Origin of the sequence: Streptomyces qaidamensis, assembly GCF_001611795.1 — a bacterium.
Taxonomy (GTDB): Bacteria; Actinomycetota; Actinomycetes; order Streptomycetales; family Streptomycetaceae; genus Streptomyces; species Streptomyces qaidamensis.
In genome coordinates, this window is the sequence record NZ_CP015098.1 from 3,569,911 (window position 1) to 3,587,045 (window position 17,135).

The 17,135-nt window shown below is 73.0% G+C and carries 11 protein-coding genes; 9 read left to right on the forward strand and 2 right to left on the reverse strand.

Features of this window, described 5'->3' with window-relative positions:
* The first annotated feature begins 158 nt into the window (after positions 1-158).
* The 8 genes from A4E84_RS15665 to A4E84_RS15700 all read left to right on the forward strand — a co-directional run bounded on the left by A4E84_RS15665 (position 159) and on the right by A4E84_RS15700 (position 14,307).
* Positions 159-1,571 carry an ABC transporter substrate-binding protein gene (locus A4E84_RS15665; protein WP_062927175.1) on the forward strand — a complete coding sequence of 471 codons (1,413 nt, stop codon included), beginning with the start codon at positions 159-161 and terminating at the stop codon, positions 1,569-1,571.
* A gap of 4 nt (positions 1,572-1,575) precedes the next feature.
* Entirely contained in the window at positions 1,576-2,922 is a 1,347-nt protein-coding gene (locus A4E84_RS15670) for a carbohydrate ABC transporter permease (protein WP_237304923.1), read from the forward strand.
* A complete protein-coding gene (locus tag A4E84_RS15675) occupies positions 2,919-3,779 on the forward strand; it encodes a carbohydrate ABC transporter permease (protein ID WP_062927177.1) in 861 nt (286 codons plus the stop codon). Before A4E84_RS15670 ends, A4E84_RS15675 begins: the two co-directional genes overlap by 4 nt.
* A gap of 142 nt (positions 3,780-3,921) precedes the next feature.
* Complete coding sequence (locus tag A4E84_RS15680) at positions 3,922-6,183, forward strand: bifunctional glycosyltransferase/CDP-glycerol:glycerophosphate glycerophosphotransferase (protein ID WP_062927178.1); 2,262 nt, start codon at positions 3,922-3,924, stop codon at positions 6,181-6,183.
* Between the two features lie 189 nt (positions 6,184-6,372).
* Positions 6,373-8,571 carry a bifunctional glycosyltransferase/CDP-glycerol:glycerophosphate glycerophosphotransferase gene (locus tag A4E84_RS15685; protein ID WP_062927179.1) on the forward strand — a complete coding sequence of 733 codons (2,199 nt, stop codon included), beginning with the start codon at positions 6,373-6,375 and terminating at the stop codon, positions 8,569-8,571.
* Between the two features lie 8 nt (positions 8,572-8,579).
* Positions 8,580-10,820, forward strand: a complete 2,241-nt coding sequence (locus A4E84_RS15690; protein WP_062927180.1) for a bifunctional glycosyltransferase/CDP-glycerol:glycerophosphate glycerophosphotransferase — start codon at positions 8,580-8,582, stop codon at positions 10,818-10,820.
* Positions 10,817-12,655 (forward strand): arabinofuranosyltransferase AftB family protein, encoded by a 1,839-nt coding sequence (locus A4E84_RS15695; protein WP_062927181.1) that lies wholly within the window; start codon positions 10,817-10,819, stop codon positions 12,653-12,655. The genes A4E84_RS15690 and A4E84_RS15695 overlap by 4 nt, the downstream gene beginning before the upstream one ends.
* Positions 12,656-12,726: 71 nt before the next feature.
* Complete coding sequence (locus A4E84_RS15700) at positions 12,727-14,307, forward strand: hypothetical protein (RefSeq protein WP_062927182.1); 1,581 nt, start codon at positions 12,727-12,729, stop codon at positions 14,305-14,307.
* On the opposite strand, the gene A4E84_RS15705 is transcribed toward A4E84_RS15700, so the two are convergent.
* Complete coding sequence (locus tag A4E84_RS15705) at positions 14,297-14,710, reverse strand: organic hydroperoxide resistance protein (RefSeq protein ID WP_062927183.1); 414 nt, start codon at positions 14,708-14,710, stop codon at positions 14,297-14,299. The two genes, A4E84_RS15700 and A4E84_RS15705, sit on opposite strands and share 11 nt — an antisense overlap.
* 96 nt (positions 14,711-14,806) lie before the next feature.
* Here A4E84_RS15705 and A4E84_RS15710 point away from each other — a divergent pair, with 96 nt between their 5' ends.
* Complete coding sequence (locus A4E84_RS15710; protein ID WP_062927184.1) at positions 14,807-15,322, forward strand: MarR family winged helix-turn-helix transcriptional regulator; 516 nt, start codon at positions 14,807-14,809, stop codon at positions 15,320-15,322.
* On the opposite strand, the gene A4E84_RS15715 is transcribed toward A4E84_RS15710, so the two are convergent.
* Positions 15,252-17,018: a glycosyltransferase family 39 protein gene (locus tag A4E84_RS15715; RefSeq protein WP_237305132.1), complete on the reverse strand. Its 1,767-nt coding sequence runs from the start codon at positions 17,016-17,018 to the stop codon at positions 15,252-15,254. The two genes, A4E84_RS15710 and A4E84_RS15715, sit on opposite strands and share 71 nt — an antisense overlap.
* Positions 17,019-17,135: the final 117 nt, after the last annotated feature.

Below are 17,135 nucleotides of genomic sequence, written 5' to 3' on the forward strand. Positions count from 1 at the left end.
CCCCACCCGGCGTCATGGGCCGCGGCCCTGGTCACGAGGGAGTCACGATCTCCCGCTTGACAGCCGACGCCATCTTGCCGCCCCCGCACACCCGGGCGTAGACCAGATCGCACGGGAGCGCGCTCGACGTTCGACGAGGAACGAAGAACGGGGCAGTCATGCGCATGACGAGCAGCACCATCCGGACACGCTGGTCGCCCAAGCGGGACACGGCGACCCCCCAGCACCGCAGAGCCGCCAAGGCAGCGGCCGCCGTCGCCGCGGGAGCGCTCGCGCTCTCGCTGTCCGCCTGCGGAAGCAGCGACGAAGGCAGCAGTGGAAGCACGGGCGACACCGAAGAAACCGCCAACAACGTCACCCTTCCGAAGCTGGACGGGACGAGCCTCGAGGTCGCCGCCGTGTGGAGCGGCACCGAACAGGCCAACTTCAAGAAGGTCCTGCAGGAGTTCGAGAAGCGCACGGGCGCCAAGGTCACGTTCGTGCCCGCGCAGGACCCGATCGTCAACTTCATCGGTTCCAAGGTGGCCGGCGGGCAGCCGCCGGACATCGTGATGCTGCCGCAGCCCGGCGCCATCAAGCAGGCCGTCGACAAGGGCTGGGCCAAGCCGCTGGGCTCCGAGGCCGCCAAGGAGCTCGGCGAGAACTACTCACAGGGCTGGCAGGACATCGGCAAGGTGGGCGGCAAGCAGTACGGCGTCTACTACAAGGCGGCCAACAAGTCCCTGATCTGGTACAACAACCAGGTCTTCGAGAACGCCGGGGCGAGTGAGCCCGAGACCTGGCCGGATCTGCTCAGCACCGCGCAGACGGTCTTCGACTCCGGCGTCACCCCGTTCTCCGTCGGCGGCGCCGAGGGCTGGACGCTGACCGACTGGTTCGAGAACGTGTACCTCTCCCAGGCCGGGCCGGAGAAGTACGACCAGCTGGCCAAGCACGAGATCAAGTGGACGGACCCGTCCGTGAAGGACGCGCTGACCACGCTCGCGCAGGTCTGGGGCAAGCCGGACTACATCGCGGGCGGGGCGAACGGGGCGTTGCAGACCGACTTCCCGGAGTCCGTCACCCAGGTGTTCACCGGCGGGGACCAGCCCAAGGCCGCCATGGTGGCGGCGGGTGACTTCGCGCAGGTCAACATCCCCTCCAGTATGAAGATCGGCACGGACGCGAAGGTGTTCCCGTTCCCGGCGGTCGGTGACAACGGACCGGTGGTCTCGGGCGGCGACGCGGCCGTGATCCTGGAGGACTCGAAGGGGTCGCAGGCCCTGGCCACCTGGCTCGCCTCGCCCGACGCGGCGCAGATCCAGGCCAAGCTGGGCGGCTACCTCTCGCCGAACAAGAACGTGCCGAACTCCGCGTACCCGAACGCGGTGCAGCAGAGGATTGCCAAGGCGCTCATCGACGCCGGTGACGACTTCCGCTTCGACATGTCCGACCAGGCCCCGCAGGCCTTCGGCGGTACGCCCGGCAAGGGCGAGTGGAAGATCCTCCAGGACTTCCTGAAGAACCCGAAGGACATCGCGGGGACGCAGGCGAAGCTGGAGGCCGAAGCGGCAGCGGCCTACGGGAACTGACGTCATGACGCCGGTTCCGGCGGCAGGGGGCACCAGGCCCCCTGCCGCTCCCAAGTCGCGCAAGAGTGTGACCGGCACCCGCAGGACCGTCGCGGCGCTGTTCCTGCTGCCCGCGCTCGTCCTGCTCGGCGCGCTCGTGGTGTACCCGATCGGGTACTCGGTCGTGCGCAGTTTCTACGACCAGTCCGGTGGCGGCTTCGCCGGAATAGACAACTACAAGGCCCTCTTCACCGACGAGGGCATCCGCACCGCGCTGAAGAACAACATCATCTGGGTGGTGTTCGCGCCGACGGTCGCGACGGCGCTCGGCCTGATCTTCGCGGTGCTGACCGAACGGGTGCGCTGGGGTACGGCGTTCAAGCTGGTCGTCTTCATGCCGATGGCGATCTCGATGCTGGCGGCCGGGATCATCTTCCGCCTGGTGTACGACCAGGACCCGGACAAGGGCGTGGCGAACGCGGTGTGGGTGGGCGTGCACGACACGTTCTCCCAGGCGTCGGCGTTCCCGAAGGCCCACCCGGGCCGGGAGTCGCCGCTGAAACCGGCCGGCGGGGGCGCGTTCATCACCACGTCGCCGGTCCGGACGGGCGAGGCGGTCTCGCTGCCCCTGGTGGGTGTGGCGCCCGACCTGATGCCCGACGGCGCGAAGGCCGCGGCGGCGCCGAAGCCCGAGCCGGACAAGGTCACGGGCACCGCCTGGCAGGACTTCACGCGCGGCAAGGGCGTCGGCACGCTCAACCGTGTCGACTCCGCCGAACTGGGCTATGCCGGCATGAGGATCGAGGCCGTGAAGGACGGCAGGGTGGTGGCGTCGGCGACGGCCGCCGGCGACGGCACCTTCACACTGCCCGCCGCGGCCGACGGGGCCCAACTCCGTCTCCCGGCGAGCAACTTCAAGGAGCCCTACAACGGCCTGGACTGGCTCGGCCCGTCCCTGGTCACCCCGGCCATCATCGGCTCGTACATCTGGATGTGGGCGGGTTTCGCGATGGTGCTGATCGCGGCCGGGCTCGCGAGCGTGCCCCGGGAGCTGCTGGAGGCGGCCCGGGTCGACGGCGCGAGTGAGTGGCAGGTGTTCAGACGGGTCACGGTGCCACTGCTGGCGCCGGTCCTCGCGGTCGTCGCCGTCACCCTGATGATCAACGTGCTGAAGATCTTCGACCTGGTCTTCATCATCGCCCCCGGCTCCTCCCAGGACGACGCGAACGTCCTCGCCCTGGAGCTGTACCGCAAGGGCTTCTCCGAGGACCAGCCGGGCATCGCCAGCGCCATCTCGGTGTTCCTGCTGCTGCTCGTGATCCCGGTGATGTGGTTCAACGTACGCAGGCTGCGGCGGGAGGTGCGGCGATGAAGGCCAGACAGTCGCTGGGATCGCGGCTCGCCGAGGCGGTCAGCGGCGGGGTGCTGCGGGTGTTCCTCATCGTCGTGGGACTGTTCTGGCTGGTGCCGACGATCGGGCTGCTGCTGTCCAGCCTCCGCGCGCCGCAGGACATCGCGGCCAGTGGCTGGTGGAAGGTGTTCACCGAGCCCTCGCAGATCACCTTCGACAGCTACGCGAAGCTGCTGGAGAACGACGACATCACCAGCTCCCTGCTGAACACCGTCTGGATCACCGTGCCGGCGACCCTGCTCGTCGTGATCATCGGCTCGCTGGCCGGCTACGCCTTCGCCTGGATGGAGTTCCCGGGCCGGGACTGGTGGTTCCTGGGTGTGGTCGGTCTGCTGGTCGTGCCCGTGCAGGTGGCGCTGATCCCGATCGCCGAACTCTTCGGCAACATCGGTCTCTTCGGCTCGGTGCTCGGCGTGGTGCTCTTCCACGTCGGTTTCGGTCTGCCGTTCGCGGTGTTCCTGCTGCGGAACTTCTTCGCGGAGATCCCGAAGGAACTGCTGGAGGCGGCGCGCCTGGACGGGGCGGGCGAACTGCGCCTGTTCTTCCGTGTCGTCATGCCCCTCGGCGGTCCGGCGATCGCCGCGCTCGGCATCTTCCAGTTCCTGTGGGTGTGGAACGACATGCTGGTCGCGCTGATCTTCTCGGACTCCGGGAGCCAGCCGATCACGGTCGCGCTCCAGACGCAGGTACGGCAGTTCGGCAACAACATCGACGTGCTGGCACCCGGCGCGTTCATCTCGATGGTGGTCCCGCTGGCCGTCTTCTTCGCGTTCCAGCGGCAGTTCGTGTCCGGTGTCATGGCGGGCGCGGTCAAGTAGCCCTCAGAACAGCGCAATTGAAGGGGCGGGCCGGGGGCGGTCCGCCCCTTCCGCGTTCCCCCGGATGCCGTAGCCGGCGTAACCAAGTCGGCCCATCGGCCGTTCCCGGGCCGAACGCCCGCGCCGACCGATGGATGGCCTCTTGCCCAGGTTCAGTGTCATTGTCCCCGCGTACCAGGTTCAGGCGTACCTGCACGAGTGCCTCGAATCGGTGCTCTCCCAGTCCTGTCCCGATCTGGAACTGATCGTCGTCGACGACTGCTCGCCGGACGCGTGCGGCGCGATCATCGACGAGTTCGCCGCCCGCGACACGCGCGTACGCCCCGTCCACCTGCCGGAGAACGTGGGCCTGGGCCGTGCGAGAAACGCCGGGGTGGCGCACGCGAGCGGCGACTACCTGCTGTTCCTCGACAGCGACGACACCCTCACGCCCGACGCGCTGCGGTCGATCGCCGACCGGCTGAAGGAGACCGGCGAGCCGGACGTGCTGGTTTTCGACTACGCCCGCACCTACTGGACGGGTGAGGCGATCCGCAACCAGGCGGCCCTGCAGCTCACCGAGAAGGGCCCGGCGCCGTTCCGCCTGGAGGACCGGCCGGGGCTGCTGCGGCTGCTGATGGTCGCCTGGAACAAGGCCTACCGGCGGGAGTTCGTCGAGCGCGAGGGCTTCGTCTTCCCGCCCGGCGTCTACGAGGACACGCCGTGGACGTACCCGGTGCTGATGACAGCCGACTCGATCGCGACCCTCGACCGCGTCTGCGTGCACTACCGGCAGCGGCGGCAGGGCAGCATCCTGCGCACCACCAGCGAGCGGCACTTCGACGTCTTCGAGCAGTACGAGCGGGTCTTCGCGTTCCTCGACGAGCGCCCCGGGCTGGCCCAGTGGCGGCCGGTGCTGTTCCGCCGCATGGTGCACCACCTGGCGATCGTGTACTCCCGGCGGGACCGGCTGCCCCGGGGTTCGCGCGCCGACTTCCTGCGCCGGGCCCGCGCCCACTACCGCCGCTACCGCACCTCCGGCGTGCCCGTCCCCCTGCGCTGCCGCATCCACCACGTCCTGATCCGCTTCGGCCTGCACCGCACCTACCGCACCCTCCAGCTGGCCTCCGCCCTGCACCGTGCCGCGGCGAGGGCCACCGGGACGCTGCTGCGGGGCCTGCGGTCGGCGGCCCTGCGGACCCACTACCGCGTGCAGCGCTGTCTGCCGCTGCGCGCCGACCGCGCCGTCTTCGCCGCCTACGACGGCCGCGGCCACGGTTGCAACCCGGGTGCGCTGGAGGCCGCGTTCCGCGAGCTCGCGCCGCACATCCGCACGGCGTGGATCGCCCGCCGCGAGCACCACCACACGATCCCGCCCGGCCCGCGCCGCCTCGTCCCCGGGACGGCCGCCTACTGGACGGCCCTCGCCCGCTCCCGCTACGTGATCAGCAACACCGGCTTCGACGACCGGCTGGCCAAGCGGCGGGGCCAGGTCCTGATCCAGACCGGGCACGGCACCCCGCTCGGCCACCTCGGCCTCGACCTCCAGGAGCGCCCCGCGGCGGCCCGCGGCCGGGACTTCACGCGGCTGCTGAAGGACGTCGACCGCTGGGACTACGTGCTGTCCGCCAACCGCCACACCACGCTGACGAACGAGCGGGTCCACCCCGGCCGCTACACCACGCTGGAGTACGGCTACCCCCGCAACGACGTGTTCCGGACGGCGACCCCGGCGGACGTGGCCCGGCTGCGCGCCTCGCTGGGCATCCCCCGGGGCTCGGTGGCGATCCTGTACGCGCCGACCCACCGCGACTACCGCCGCTCCCAGCGCCACACCCTCGACCTCCAGCGGATCGTGCGCCGCCTCGGCCCGCGCTTCATCGTCCTGGCCCGCGCCCACCACGCCTACGACGCCCCGCTGACCAGCACCTGCGGCCGGGTCGTCGACGTCTCCGGGCACCCGAGCGTGGAGTCGCTCTGCCTGGCGTCGGACGCCCTGGTCACGGACTACTCGTCGCTGATGTTCGACTACGCCAACCTGGACCGGCCGATCGTGGTCCACGCCGACGACTGGGAGGCGTACGACGCGGCCCGGGGCACCTACTTCGACCTGCGCGACTTTCCGCCGGGCGCGGTCGCTCGCGGGGAGGACGAGCTGATCGACATCTTCGCCACCGGCCACTGGCGCGGCTCCCGCTCGGCTCAGCTGCGGGCGGCGTTCCGTGAGCGGTTCTGCACCTACGACGACGGCCGGGCCGCCGAGCGGGTGGTGCGCCGGGTCGTGCTCGGCGAGTCGGAGCTGCCGCCGGTCGTGCCGCTCGACGAGCGCCGCCCGGTGCCCTCGGCGGCGGCCTCGCTGACGCGTGAACCGCTCACCACCGTACCGCTGCCGGCCGGCCCCCGCGCCGTCAGCGACAGCCTCTGACCACGGTTCGCACCCCGGGGAGTCCGCATGCCCTCCAGCCCGTCCCGGCCGACACCCGCCGGCCGTCCTCCTGGCGCCTGTCCGGGCGGCCGGGACGCCCGCGCACCGCTTGAGAACTCCGACTCCGGCAGACCCGCTTCCTGACAAACCAGCCTCCCGACAGACCAGCCTCCCGACAGAAAGAGCAGAATGCCCCGCTTCAGCATCATCGTCCCGTCCCATGGGGTCGCGGGCCGGCTGTCCCAGGCGCTGGACTCCGTCCTCGCCCAGTCGTTCGGCGACTTCGAGCTGATCCCGGTGTGCGACGCACCCGATGCGCCGGCGGCGGACGTCGTCACCGGATACGCCGGGCGGGACTCCCGGGTGACGCCGGTGCACTCGCCGCCGTCGGACGGACTGGCCGGGGCGCGCAACACCGGGCTGCGGGCGGCGGTCGGCGGCCATGTGCTGTTCCTCGACGGCGACGACGTCCTGGTCCCGGGGGCACTGGCGGCCCTGGACGCCCGGCTGGGCGAGACCGGCGACGTGGACGTCCTGTACTTCGAGCACGAGCGCACCCCCTGGTGGGAGGGCGAGCCGACCGCCCCGGCCGCCTCCCTGCTGGCCAGGACGCCGGACGGGGCCTTCACCCCCGACCGAGCCCCCCGGCTCACGGGCGTGACGCTCCCCGCGTGGAGCGCGGTCTACCGCCGGGCCTTCCTCACCGAGCAGGACATCGCCTTCCCCGGGGACCACTTCACCGATGTCGGCTTCGGCGGTCTTGTCGCCCTGCGGGCGGAGCGGATGGCGGCCCTGCGCACGGTCGTCGTCCGGCACCTGCTGCGCCGGCAGGGCAACCGGCTGGGCCTGCCCGGCGAGCACCACGCCGAACTGCTCGACCAGGCCGAGCTGGTGCTGACGCGGGCAGCCGAGCAGGAACTGGCGGCGGACCGGCTGATGCCGCTGTTCGAGCAGCTCTTCGCCGCCGTACTGAAGACGGCCGCCCACCCCCGGCGGCTGACGTCCGGACGACGGGCCTTCTTCCGGCGGGCGAGCACGCTCTACCGGCGGCACCGCCCCGACGGATACCGGGCCCCCGGCGGCAGCCTCGGCGTCCAGCACCGGCTGCTGGCCTCGGGGTCGTACGCGGCGTTCCGCTCCCTGCGCGCCGCCAACCGGGCGGCGTCGCGGGCCGCCGCGCTGCTCCCCCGCCCGCAGGGCCTGCGCACCCGGCTGCGCTATGCGGCGGCTCTGCGCCTGCCGCTGGACCGGAACCTCGTCGTGTACTGCGCGTACTGGGGCCGCGGCTACGCCTGCAACCCGGCCGCGATCCACGCCAAGGCCCGCGAACTCGCGCCGCACCTGCGCGCCGTGTTCCTGGTGGAGCCGGACGCGGTGGGCAGCGTGCCGCCGGGCGTCGAGTACGCGGTGATCGGCAGCCGGAGGTACTGGCAGGTGCTGGCCCGCGCCAAGTACCTCGTCAACAACGCCAACTTCGCGGACGCCGTGGTCAAGCGCCCCGGCAGCGTCCACCTCCAGACCCAGCACGGCACGCCGCTCAAGACGATGGGCGCCGACCAGGCGACGTACCCCGTGGTGGCCGCGGCGACCGGCAGCTTCGCCAAGCTGCTGGCCCGGGTGGACCGCTGGGACTACAACCTCACCTCCAACCGGCACTCCACCGAGATGTGGGAACGGGCGTTCCCGAGCACGCACGAGACCCTCGAGTACGGCTATCCGCGCAACGACGTCTACTGCACGGCGTCCGCCGAGGACGTCGCCCGGGTACGCAAGGAACTGGGCGTCCCCGACGGCAAGAAGGCCCTGCTCTACGCGCCCACGCACCGCGACTACGCCACCGGCTTCGAGACGGGCCTGGACCTGGCGGAGTTCTGCGAGGCGATCGGCGACGACTACGTGGTGCTGCTGCGCGCCCACTACTTCTACGACCAGGGCGCCTCCCGGGGCGGCGGGCGGATCATCGACGTCACCGGGCACCGCTCGTCGGAGGACGTGTGCCTGGCCGCTGACGGGCTGATCACGGACTACTCGTCGATCATGTTCGACTACGCCAACCTGGACCGGCCGATCGTCGTGTACGCCGACGACTGGGACGTCTACCGGGAGACCCGGGGCGTCTACTTCGACCTGATGGAGCTCCCGCCGGGCCGGGTCGCCCGGACTCCCGGGGAGCTGGCGGCCCTCTTCCGCGACGGCTCCTGGGCGGACGGGACCGCCACGTCCCTGCGGGCCGCCTTCCGGGAGCGCTTCTGCCAGTTCGACGACGGGCGGGCCGCCGAACGCGTCGTGCGCCGGGTGCTGCTCGGTGAGCCGCCCGAGTCGATCCCGCCCGTGATCCCGCTCGCGGAGCGCGTCCCGGCCCCCGCCGCCACCCTCGTGAGGAGCTGACCGAAGAAGTGCCCCGCTTCAGCATCATCGTCCCCGTCTACAAGGTGCAGGGCTTCCTGCGCGAGTGTCTCGACTCGGTGCTCGGCCAGTCCTACGGCGACTTCGAGGTGATCGCCGTGGACGACCGCTCGCCCGACGGCAGCGGCGCCATCCTCGACGAGTACGCCGCCCGCGACGCCCGGGTACGGGTGCTGCACCTGCCCGAGAACGTCGGCCTCGGCCGGGCCCGCAACGCCGGTCTCGCGCGGGCCGCCGGCGACTACGTCCTGTTCCTGGACAGCGACGACCACTACACACCGGGCCTGCTGGCCGCCGTCGCCGCACGCCTCGCGGCGACCGACGACCCGGACATCCTGGTCTTCGACCATGTGCGCACCCACTGGTGGGGCCGCGGCGGACGCAGCGAGGCGGCGGACCTGCTGGCCGCGGCGGGCCTCGAGACGTTCGGCATCCGGCAGAGCCCGCAGTATCTGAACCTGTTCCTGGTCGCCTGGAACAAGGCCTACCGGCGCTCCTTCTTCCAGGAGCACGCGCTGGAGTACGCGCCGGGGCTGTACGAGGACGCGCCGGTCACCTACCGGTCGATGGTGCTGGCCGAGCGCATCGCCTGCCTGGACCGGATCGGCGTGGAGTACCGGCAACGCCGGCAGGGCGCGATCACCAAGACGCCCGGGCGCCGGCACTTCGAGATCTTCCCGCAGTACGAGGGCCTGTTCGCGTTCCTGGAGCAGCGCCCCGACCTGGACTGGGCGCGGCCGCTGCTGCTGGAGCGGGCGCTGGACCACATGCTGTTCGTGCTGGCCCGCGAGGACCGGGTGCGGCCCGCGGACCGGGGCGACTTCTACCGCGAGATCCGCTCCTTCCACCGCCGTCACCTCCCCGACGGCGGCTTCCCGCGGCCGGACGGCTGGCGCGGGGCCGAGATGCGGCTGCTCGCCTCGGCGCCCTACGCGACGTACGCGACCGCCCGTGGGCTGCGGGACCTGCGCGCGGCCGCCCTGGGCGGGCGGCGGCGGGTGGCGAGGAAGGCGTCGGAGAGCGCCCTGCGCGGCTGGTACACGGCCCAGTCGAAACGCCCGCTGGATCCGCATCTCGCCGTCTACTCGGCGACCCACCACCGGGGTGTGACCGGTGACCCGGCCGCGATCTACCAGAAGGCCCGCGAGATCGCCCCGCACATCCGGGGCGTGTGGGTGGTCCGGGAGGACGCGGTGGACGCGCTGCCGCCCGGCATCGACCATGTGACACCGGGCTCGCGGCGCTACCACGAGGTCATGGCGCGGGCCACGTTCTGGGTGAACAACGTCAACTGGCCCGGCACCCTGGCCAAGCGTCCCGGCAGCGTGCACATCCACACCCACCAGGGCACCCCGCTCAAGTACATGGGCGCCGACCTGCTGACCAAGCCGGGCGCCCGGCACGGCTTCGACGTGCCGCAGATGCTGCGCCGCGCCGACCGCTGGGACTACAGCCTGGTCGCGGGGCGGCACGCGGAACGGGCCTGGGAGCGGGCGTATCCGTGCCACTTCACCTCGCTGCGGACCGGCAGCCCGCGCAACGACGTGCTGGTCGGGGCGGGGCCCGAGCGGGGCCGGGCGGTGCGCGAGCGGCTCGGCGTCCCGGCCGACCACACGGTCGTGCTGTACGCGCCGACCCGCCGTGACTACCGGCGGGGCGGCCATGTCGACCGGCTCGACCCGGCCCGGTTCGCCGCGGACCTGGGCCCCGGGCACACACTGCTCGTCCGGCTGCACCCGTCGCTGGCAGCGGGTGTGGCGCGGGGTCTCGGTCTGGCCGACCTGCACCGGCGGGGCGTGCTGGTGGACGTCACCGACGAGCCGCACGTCGAGGACGTGATGCTCGCCTCCGACGCGCTGGTCACCGACTACTCGGCCCTGATGTTCGACTACGTCCTGCTGGACCGGCCGATCGTCGTCCACGCCGACGACTGGGGGGCGTTCGCGGCAAGCCGGGGGGCCTACGTCGACATCACGACCGACGCGCCGGGCCATGTGTCGCGCTCGTACCGGGAACTGGCCTGGCTGTTCGCGTCCGGCACCTGGCAGGACGCGGAGGCGGCGCGGCTGCGCTCCGGCTTCCGGGAACGGTACTGCGAGTTCGAGGACGGCCGGGCCGCCGAACGGGTCGTCCGGCTGCTGATGCCGGGCGAGCGGGGCGGGGCGCTGCTGCCCGCGGCGCGCCGGACCGAGGGGGCCCGCACACGACCCGAGGCGCTGATCGAGAGATGAGAACCCCCGCGACTCCCGAGGCCGTCCCCTCCCTGCCCGGCCAGCGGGCTGCCTCGGCCCGGCCGCCGGCCGCCGTCGAGGGGCTGCGGCCGGTGCACGGATGGCATGCCGCCCTGGTCGCCGTGCCCACCGCGGCCCTGTTCGTGCTGGGCTACCGGCGCCGCTGGATCTGCGACGACGGGCTCATCTACCTGCGCCCGGTCCGGCAGATCCTGGCGGGCAACGGGCCCGTGTTCAACGTCGGTGAGCGGGCGGAGAGTTCGACGGGCACCCTCTGGCAGTGGCTGCTCGCCCTCGCCACCTGGGTCACCGGCGAGGACCCGGCGTTCCTCGCGGTCGGTCTCGGTCTGGTCCTGAGCACCGCCGGGTTCGCGTTCGCCCTGCTCGCCACGTGCCGGCTGCACCGGGGGGCGGGGCTGCTGCTCCCGGCCGGTGTGCTCGTACTGCTGGCCGTGCCGCCGTTCTGGTCGTACATGACCTCGGGTCTGGAGAGCGGTCTGGGCACCTTCTGGACCGGCCTGTCGTGGTGGCTGCTGACGCGGACCCGGCGCGGGCAGGAGGCCCGGCCGACGTGCACGGCCGCCTTCGTGTTCGGGCTGGGTCCGCTGGTCCGGCCCGATCTGGCGGTGGTCACGGCGTGCTTCCTGGCCGCGCAGTGGTGGGTGCTGCGTCCTTCCCGGCGGGGCACGGCGGCGATGCTGGCCTCGGCGGGGGCGGTGCCGCTGGCGTACGAGGTGTTCCGGGCGGGGTATTACGGGGTCCTGGTGCCGCTGCCCGCGATCGCCAAGGAGGCGAGCGCCAGCGACTGGAGCCGGGGCGCCGGGTACGTGCAGGAGACGCTCGGGCCGTACTGGCTGTGGCCGGTCGTCCCGGTGCTCGGGGCGCTGGCCGTCCTGCTGGTGCGGCGCGCCCGCCGGGAGCAGCGGGACCGCGCCCCGGGGCGGGCCTCGCTCGCGGTGCTGCTGGCGCCGTTCGCGGCGGGTCTGCTGCTCGCCGGGTACGTCGTCCGCGTCGGCGGTGACTACATGCACGCCCGCATGATCCTGCCCGCCCTCTTCCTGCTGCTCCTGCCGGTACTGGTCGTACCCGCGACCAGGGTCACGGGTGTCGCGAGCGCGTTGCTGGTGGTGTGGCTGTGCGCGGCGGTCAGTCCGCTGCGGGCCCCGTTCGACGTGCGCAGCACGCCCGGCTCGTTCAACGTGCGCAGCTCCGATGTGGAGGGCCTCGGTGACCACAACCCGGTGCGCACCGCCACCTGGGTGGACAACTGGCCCGCCCTGCCGGAGGGGCGCGCCATGCTGGCCCGGGCCGAGCGGGCGCCCGTGCCGACGCTGCTCTACTTCGACGCCGAGCGGCGGCTGCACGCGACGCCGATGCGCGCGGACTCGCCGTACCAGGTGGTGATCGTGGGACGTCATCTCGGCGTGACGGGGGCGGCGGCGCCGCTGGACGCCTACGTCAACGACGCCTGGGGGCTGGCCAGCCCGATCGGCGCGCACCTGGCGCTGGAGCGGTGGAGCTGGCCCGGGCACGAGAAGTTCCTGCGCAACCACTGGGTCTTCGCCGAGTGGGCGGCTAAGCATCCGCCGCAGCGTGACCTGCTGCGGGCCGGGGCGCCGCGGGAGGCGGTCGAGGCGGCCCGGGCCGCGCTGGGCTGCGGTGATCTCGCCGAGCTGAGGGAGTCGGTGCGCGCACCGCTCACCGCCGAGCGGTTCTGGCGGAACCTCACCGGAGCGGTCGAGCGGACGCGGTTCCGCTTCGCGCGCTGGCCGGCGGCGGCACAGCAGGCGCTGTGCGACCGACCGGCAGGTGGGCGCAGCGGCCTCACCCGATGAAGTGATCCGGGGTCAGGGCATGCGTAGGGCGGGAACATTCGGCGCATGCCCCAGATCCCTTCCACCCTCCTGTGAGCGCCCCGGTCCTGGTCCGGCGGGCCGTGCGCGGCGCGACGGCGCTGCGCGGCGGCCGTGCCGGGAGGCTCACTCCGTACCAGTTCTACGGCGCCCTGTTCTGGCTGGTGATGACGCTGGCGTACTGGCGGATCCCGCTGTGCTGTGACGCCGGACAGCACGCGGCGGTCGTCGAGCGCCTCAAGGCCGACCTGCTCCACCCGGCCCACACCATGGCGGACCTGCCGGGCGCGGGCAGCCCGTACTACGGCCCGTACGCCGTCGCCCAAGGCCTGGTGGCGCGGCTGACGGGGCTGTCGGGCTGGGAGGTCGTGAAGCTCGCCGGACCGGTGCATCTGCTGGTGCTGCTGACGGGGCTCGGCCGGTTCGTCCGGAGCGTCACCGCCCGCCCGTGGGCGCCGGTGTGGGCCCTGCTGTTCATGACGCTGCTGTGGGGCACCGCGCGGATCCTGTGGAGCGGCTATCTCGGGCTGATGTCGATGACGACGAACCTGGGCTACCCGTCCGCGCTCGCCATCGGGCTGACGTTCTGGGCGTGGGCCTGGACGGGCACCCGTGCGCGGGACGACGCCCCCGCCGTGCGGTTCGTCGGTCCGAGCGGGCTCGGCGGCTGGTGGGGGTATGCCGGGATCGGCGCCCTGTACGCGCTGATCCTGCTCACCCATCCCGTCACGGCGGCCTCGGCGCTCACCGGGGCGGTGGCGGTCGTGGCCTCCCGGCAGCGCGGCTGGCGCCGGCCGGTCGCGGCACGCTGGGCGCTGTGCGGGGCGGTCTGCGCGGCGGTCGCGGTGGCGTGGCCGTACTACGACGTCCTGACGCTGGTGGGCGACACCGGCATGGACGCGATGCACCAGCAGCTGTACGAGAGGATGCTCGCCAACTCCTGGCTGGCGCTGCTCGGGCTGCCCGCGCTGTGGCTGCGGGCGCGCCGGTCGGTGCGTGATCCGCTGGTGCTGATGTTCCTGCTGGAGTGCCTGCTGGTGGCGTACGGCTGGGTGAGCGGGCACTACACGTACGCCCGGGCGCTGTGGGCCGTGCTGGTGCCGCTGCAGTTCGCCCTGGCGGTGGAGCTGGCGGCGCCCCGGCCCTGGCGGCGGGCCCGGCGGGTGCTGGGCGGGGCGGCGGTGGCCGGGGTGTGCGCCGGGTTCGTCACCGTGCACGCCGGGGCGGTCGTGCCGCGGTCGGCCGACCCGGTGGGGTTCACGCAGCCGACGCGCTGGCCGTCCTACGACTGGGCCGCGCGGCACATCGGGCCCGGCGAGGTGGTGATCACCGACGGGTACTTCGCCAGTCACGCCATCGCCGGGTACGGCCCGAACCTCGCCGCGCCCATCTGGCCCGACCCCGCCCTGGACGAGCGGGAGCGCAAACGCCGGGCGGCCGACGTCCGCGCCTATCTCGCCCCCGGCTCGACCCGCGCCGAGCGGTCCGCCGTCGTCCGCCGCTACCACGTGCGCTGGCTGCTGCTGACACGCTGGCACCCGGTGCCCGAGGAGGCCGTGGTGGTGGCGTGGAGCAGACGGACGGGGGAGGTGCTGGCGCGGGTCGGGGGTGGCGTGCGAACGGTTACTCGATGACGAGGTCGACCTCGATGTTGCCGCGGGTGGCGTTGGAGTACGGGCAGACCTGGTGGGCCTGCTCGACCAGCTTGCGGCCGGTCGCCTCGTCCACGCTGTCGGGCAGCTCCACGCGGAGGGTGACGGCGAGGCCGAAGCCCTCGCCCTGCTTGCCTATGGAGACCTCGGCGGTCACGGCGGCGTCGCTGACGTCGACCTTGGCACCACGGCCGACGAGACCGAGGGCGCTGCCGAAGCAGGCGGCGTAACCGGCGGCGAAGAGCTGCTCGGGGTTGGTGCCCTGGCCGTTGCCGCCCAGTGCCTGGGGCATGCCCAGGGCGAGGTCCAGCACGCCGTCGGAGCTGACGGCCCGGCCCTCGCGGCCGTGGGTGGCGGTGGCGACAGCGGTGTAGAGCGCGTCCATGGAAAAACCTTCCCTCTCACGTCAACGTTCGGCGGCCCGCTTACGGGCCGCCTGACATCCAGAATTAGAGCACACAACTAAGTTGTGCGCAATTAAATGGCGAGCACGCGCTACCCTGGAGGCATGAACACGCCCGACGACGACTGGCTCCGCCTGGACCAGCAGATCTGTTTCTCCCTGCACGCGGCCTCCCGCGCCTTCAACGGGGTCTACCGCGGGATCCTCAAGGACCTCGGGCTCACCTACCCGCAGTACCTGGTGATGCTGGTGCTCTGGGAGCACGACGAGCTGCCCGTGAAGAAGCTCGGCGAGCACCTGCGTCTCGACTCCGGCACACTGTCGCCGCTGCTCAAGCGGCTGGAGGCGGCCGGTCTGGTACGCCGGGAGCGCAGCGCCCGCGACGAGCGGTCGGTGGAGGTGCGGCTGACCGAGGAGGGCGTCGCGCTGCGCGGGCGGGCGCTTCAGGTGCCGCGCCGGATCGCGTCCTCGACCGGCTTCGGTCCCGAGGAGATCCGCGCCCTGCGCGCCCGCCTCGACGACCTCACCACCGCGCTGGACGCGGCCGCGCTCGCGGAGCCGCGGGGCGGCTCGTCCGCCGACGAGCGGCCGTAACCGCACCGGGCGCTACGCCGTCGGCGGAGACGGGGCGCCGGAGACGGGGCGAAGGCGCCGGAGACGGGGGGGAAGCGCCGGGGACAGGGGGAAGCGCCGGGAGCGCGCCGCGAGCAGGGGCGCGAGGGATCGCGCCGCGCTGGGCGGCACCCGAGCCCGGGAGGGCGAGAGCCGGAGCGCCTGCCGACACACCGGGCCAACGACCCCCGGACGGTTCGCCCGGCGACTCACCGCCGGGCGGGCGCCGGACGTAGAGGCGCAGGAGCACGTCGTCACGGACGTGTCCCTCGTGGACGTGCTCCTCACGGACGGTGAACTCCGAGGCCAGGACGGCGAGCTTGGTGCGCTCGACCGGGTCGGGCGGGCTCCGGCGCGGGTCCAGGGCGGAGCGCGCGGCGACGACCCAGACACGGTCCACCGAGGCGAGCCGCCGCACCAGCTCCCCGGGGGCCGCCTCCCGTCCCCACAGCGTTCCGGAGCGGGGCGCGGACTCCCGCAGCGCGATGTCCCGCACCCGCCGGAACCCCTTCGGGTAGGCCAGCGCGGCGAGCCTGCCGACGGACGGCAGGAACAGCACCGGGTCACCGGGGCGCATCCGGCTGACGGCGAGCGCGGAGACCTCGGCGAGGTTGTCCGGGCGGTGGGCGGCGGACCGGTCCTGGCGGTGCACGGGGAGCTGGCTCAGGAAGGCGACGGTGAGGGCGAGGACGCCTGCCATGCCCACGACGGCCCGCACCCGGCGGCCCCCGGCCCGCATCCGCCGCCCCTCGAACCGCACCCGCCCCAGCGCTCCGGCCACCCGCCCGGCCCCGGCCGCGACCAGCAGGGACGCGCCCGCCAGCGCGTAGAGCACGTACCGGTCGTGGTAGAGCGGCCGGACCTGCGACACGGTCATCAGGATCCCCGGCGGCACGAGCAGCAGCGGAAGCGCGACCGCGGCCGTGCGCCGCTCGCGCAGTCCCACGGCCATCAGCAGCAGCGTCCCCCAGAACACCGGCCCGGCCGGGCCGGGAGAGAAGTTCCGGCCCAGCCTCCCGACCCGGTCCCACCCCGGCGGCACCAGCCACGCCACCTGCCCGGACTGCCCCTGCGACACCCACACCAGCGGCAGCAGGAGCAGCGCCACCGCCCCCGCCGCCCGCCCCCAGCCGGACCACACCTTCCTCGGCACCCGCAGCAGGGCAAGCGTCAGCGCGTGCGCGCCCAGCACCGGCACCGCCAGCTCGTGCAGCACACAGGTCAGGGCGACGACCGTCCCGTACGGCCACCAGGCCCGGGCGCCCCCTGCGTCCACGGCCCTCACCAGCAGCAGCGTCGCCCCCGCCACGCCTGCCGCGACGAGCGCGTACGACCGGCCCTCCTGGGCGTAGTGGCCGGTCATCGGCGTGATCGCGTACAGGATCCCGGCCCACAGGCCGACCCGGGGCCCGGCCAGCCGGACGCCGAGGGCGGCGACCAGGCCGGCGGTCGCCGTCGCCGCGCACACCGACGGCAGGCGCAGCACGACCTCGCCGGGGTGGACGGTGAGGACGGCGTGCATGAACAGGTAGTAGAGGCCGTGGACGGCGTCGACGTCGTGCAGCAGCCGCCAGATCTGCGGGACCGTGCGCTGCGCGACCTGGAAGGTGACACTCTCGTCGCCCCACATGCCGCCGCGGTCCAGGCCCCACAGCCCGGTCGCGAGCATCACCGCCATGGGCACCGCCACGGGCACCGGCCCCGCGCCGGACCGGCCGCTCCCCCTCGACTGTCCGCTCTTCACGGCCCGATTCTGTGCTGAATCAGGGAGTTCGGGGCGGTTTGATGGTGTGTT

What these genes read in the sequence shown, in the direction of transcription:
- A4E84_RS15665 (WP_062927175.1), top strand. Translation starts at nt 159, where the DNA reads ATGCGCATGACGAGCAGCACCATCCGGACACGCTGGTCGCCCAAGCGG.
- A4E84_RS15670 (WP_237304923.1), top strand. Translation starts at nt 1,576, where the DNA reads ATGACGCCGGTTCCGGCGGCAGGGGGCACCAGGCCCCCTGCCGCTCCC.
- A4E84_RS15675 (WP_062927177.1), top strand. Translation starts at nt 2,919, where the DNA reads ATGAAGGCCAGACAGTCGCTGGGATCGCGGCTCGCCGAGGCGGTCAGC.
- A4E84_RS15685 (WP_062927179.1), top strand. Translation starts at nt 6,373, where the DNA reads ATGCCCCGCTTCAGCATCATCGTCCCGTCCCATGGGGTCGCGGGCCGG.
- A4E84_RS15695 (WP_062927181.1), top strand. Translation starts at nt 10,817, where the DNA reads ATGAGAACCCCCGCGACTCCCGAGGCCGTCCCCTCCCTGCCCGGCCAG.
- A4E84_RS15705 (WP_062927183.1), bottom strand. Translation starts at nt 14,710, where the DNA reads ATGGACGCGCTCTACACCGCTGTCGCCACCGCCACCCACGGCCGCGAG.
- A4E84_RS15710 (WP_062927184.1), top strand. Translation starts at nt 14,807, where the DNA reads ATGGCGAGCACGCGCTACCCTGGAGGCATGAACACGCCCGACGACGAC.
- A4E84_RS15715 (WP_237305132.1), bottom strand. Translation starts at nt 17,018, where the DNA reads ATGGCGGTGATGCTCGCGACCGGGCTGTGGGGCCTGGACCGCGGCGGC.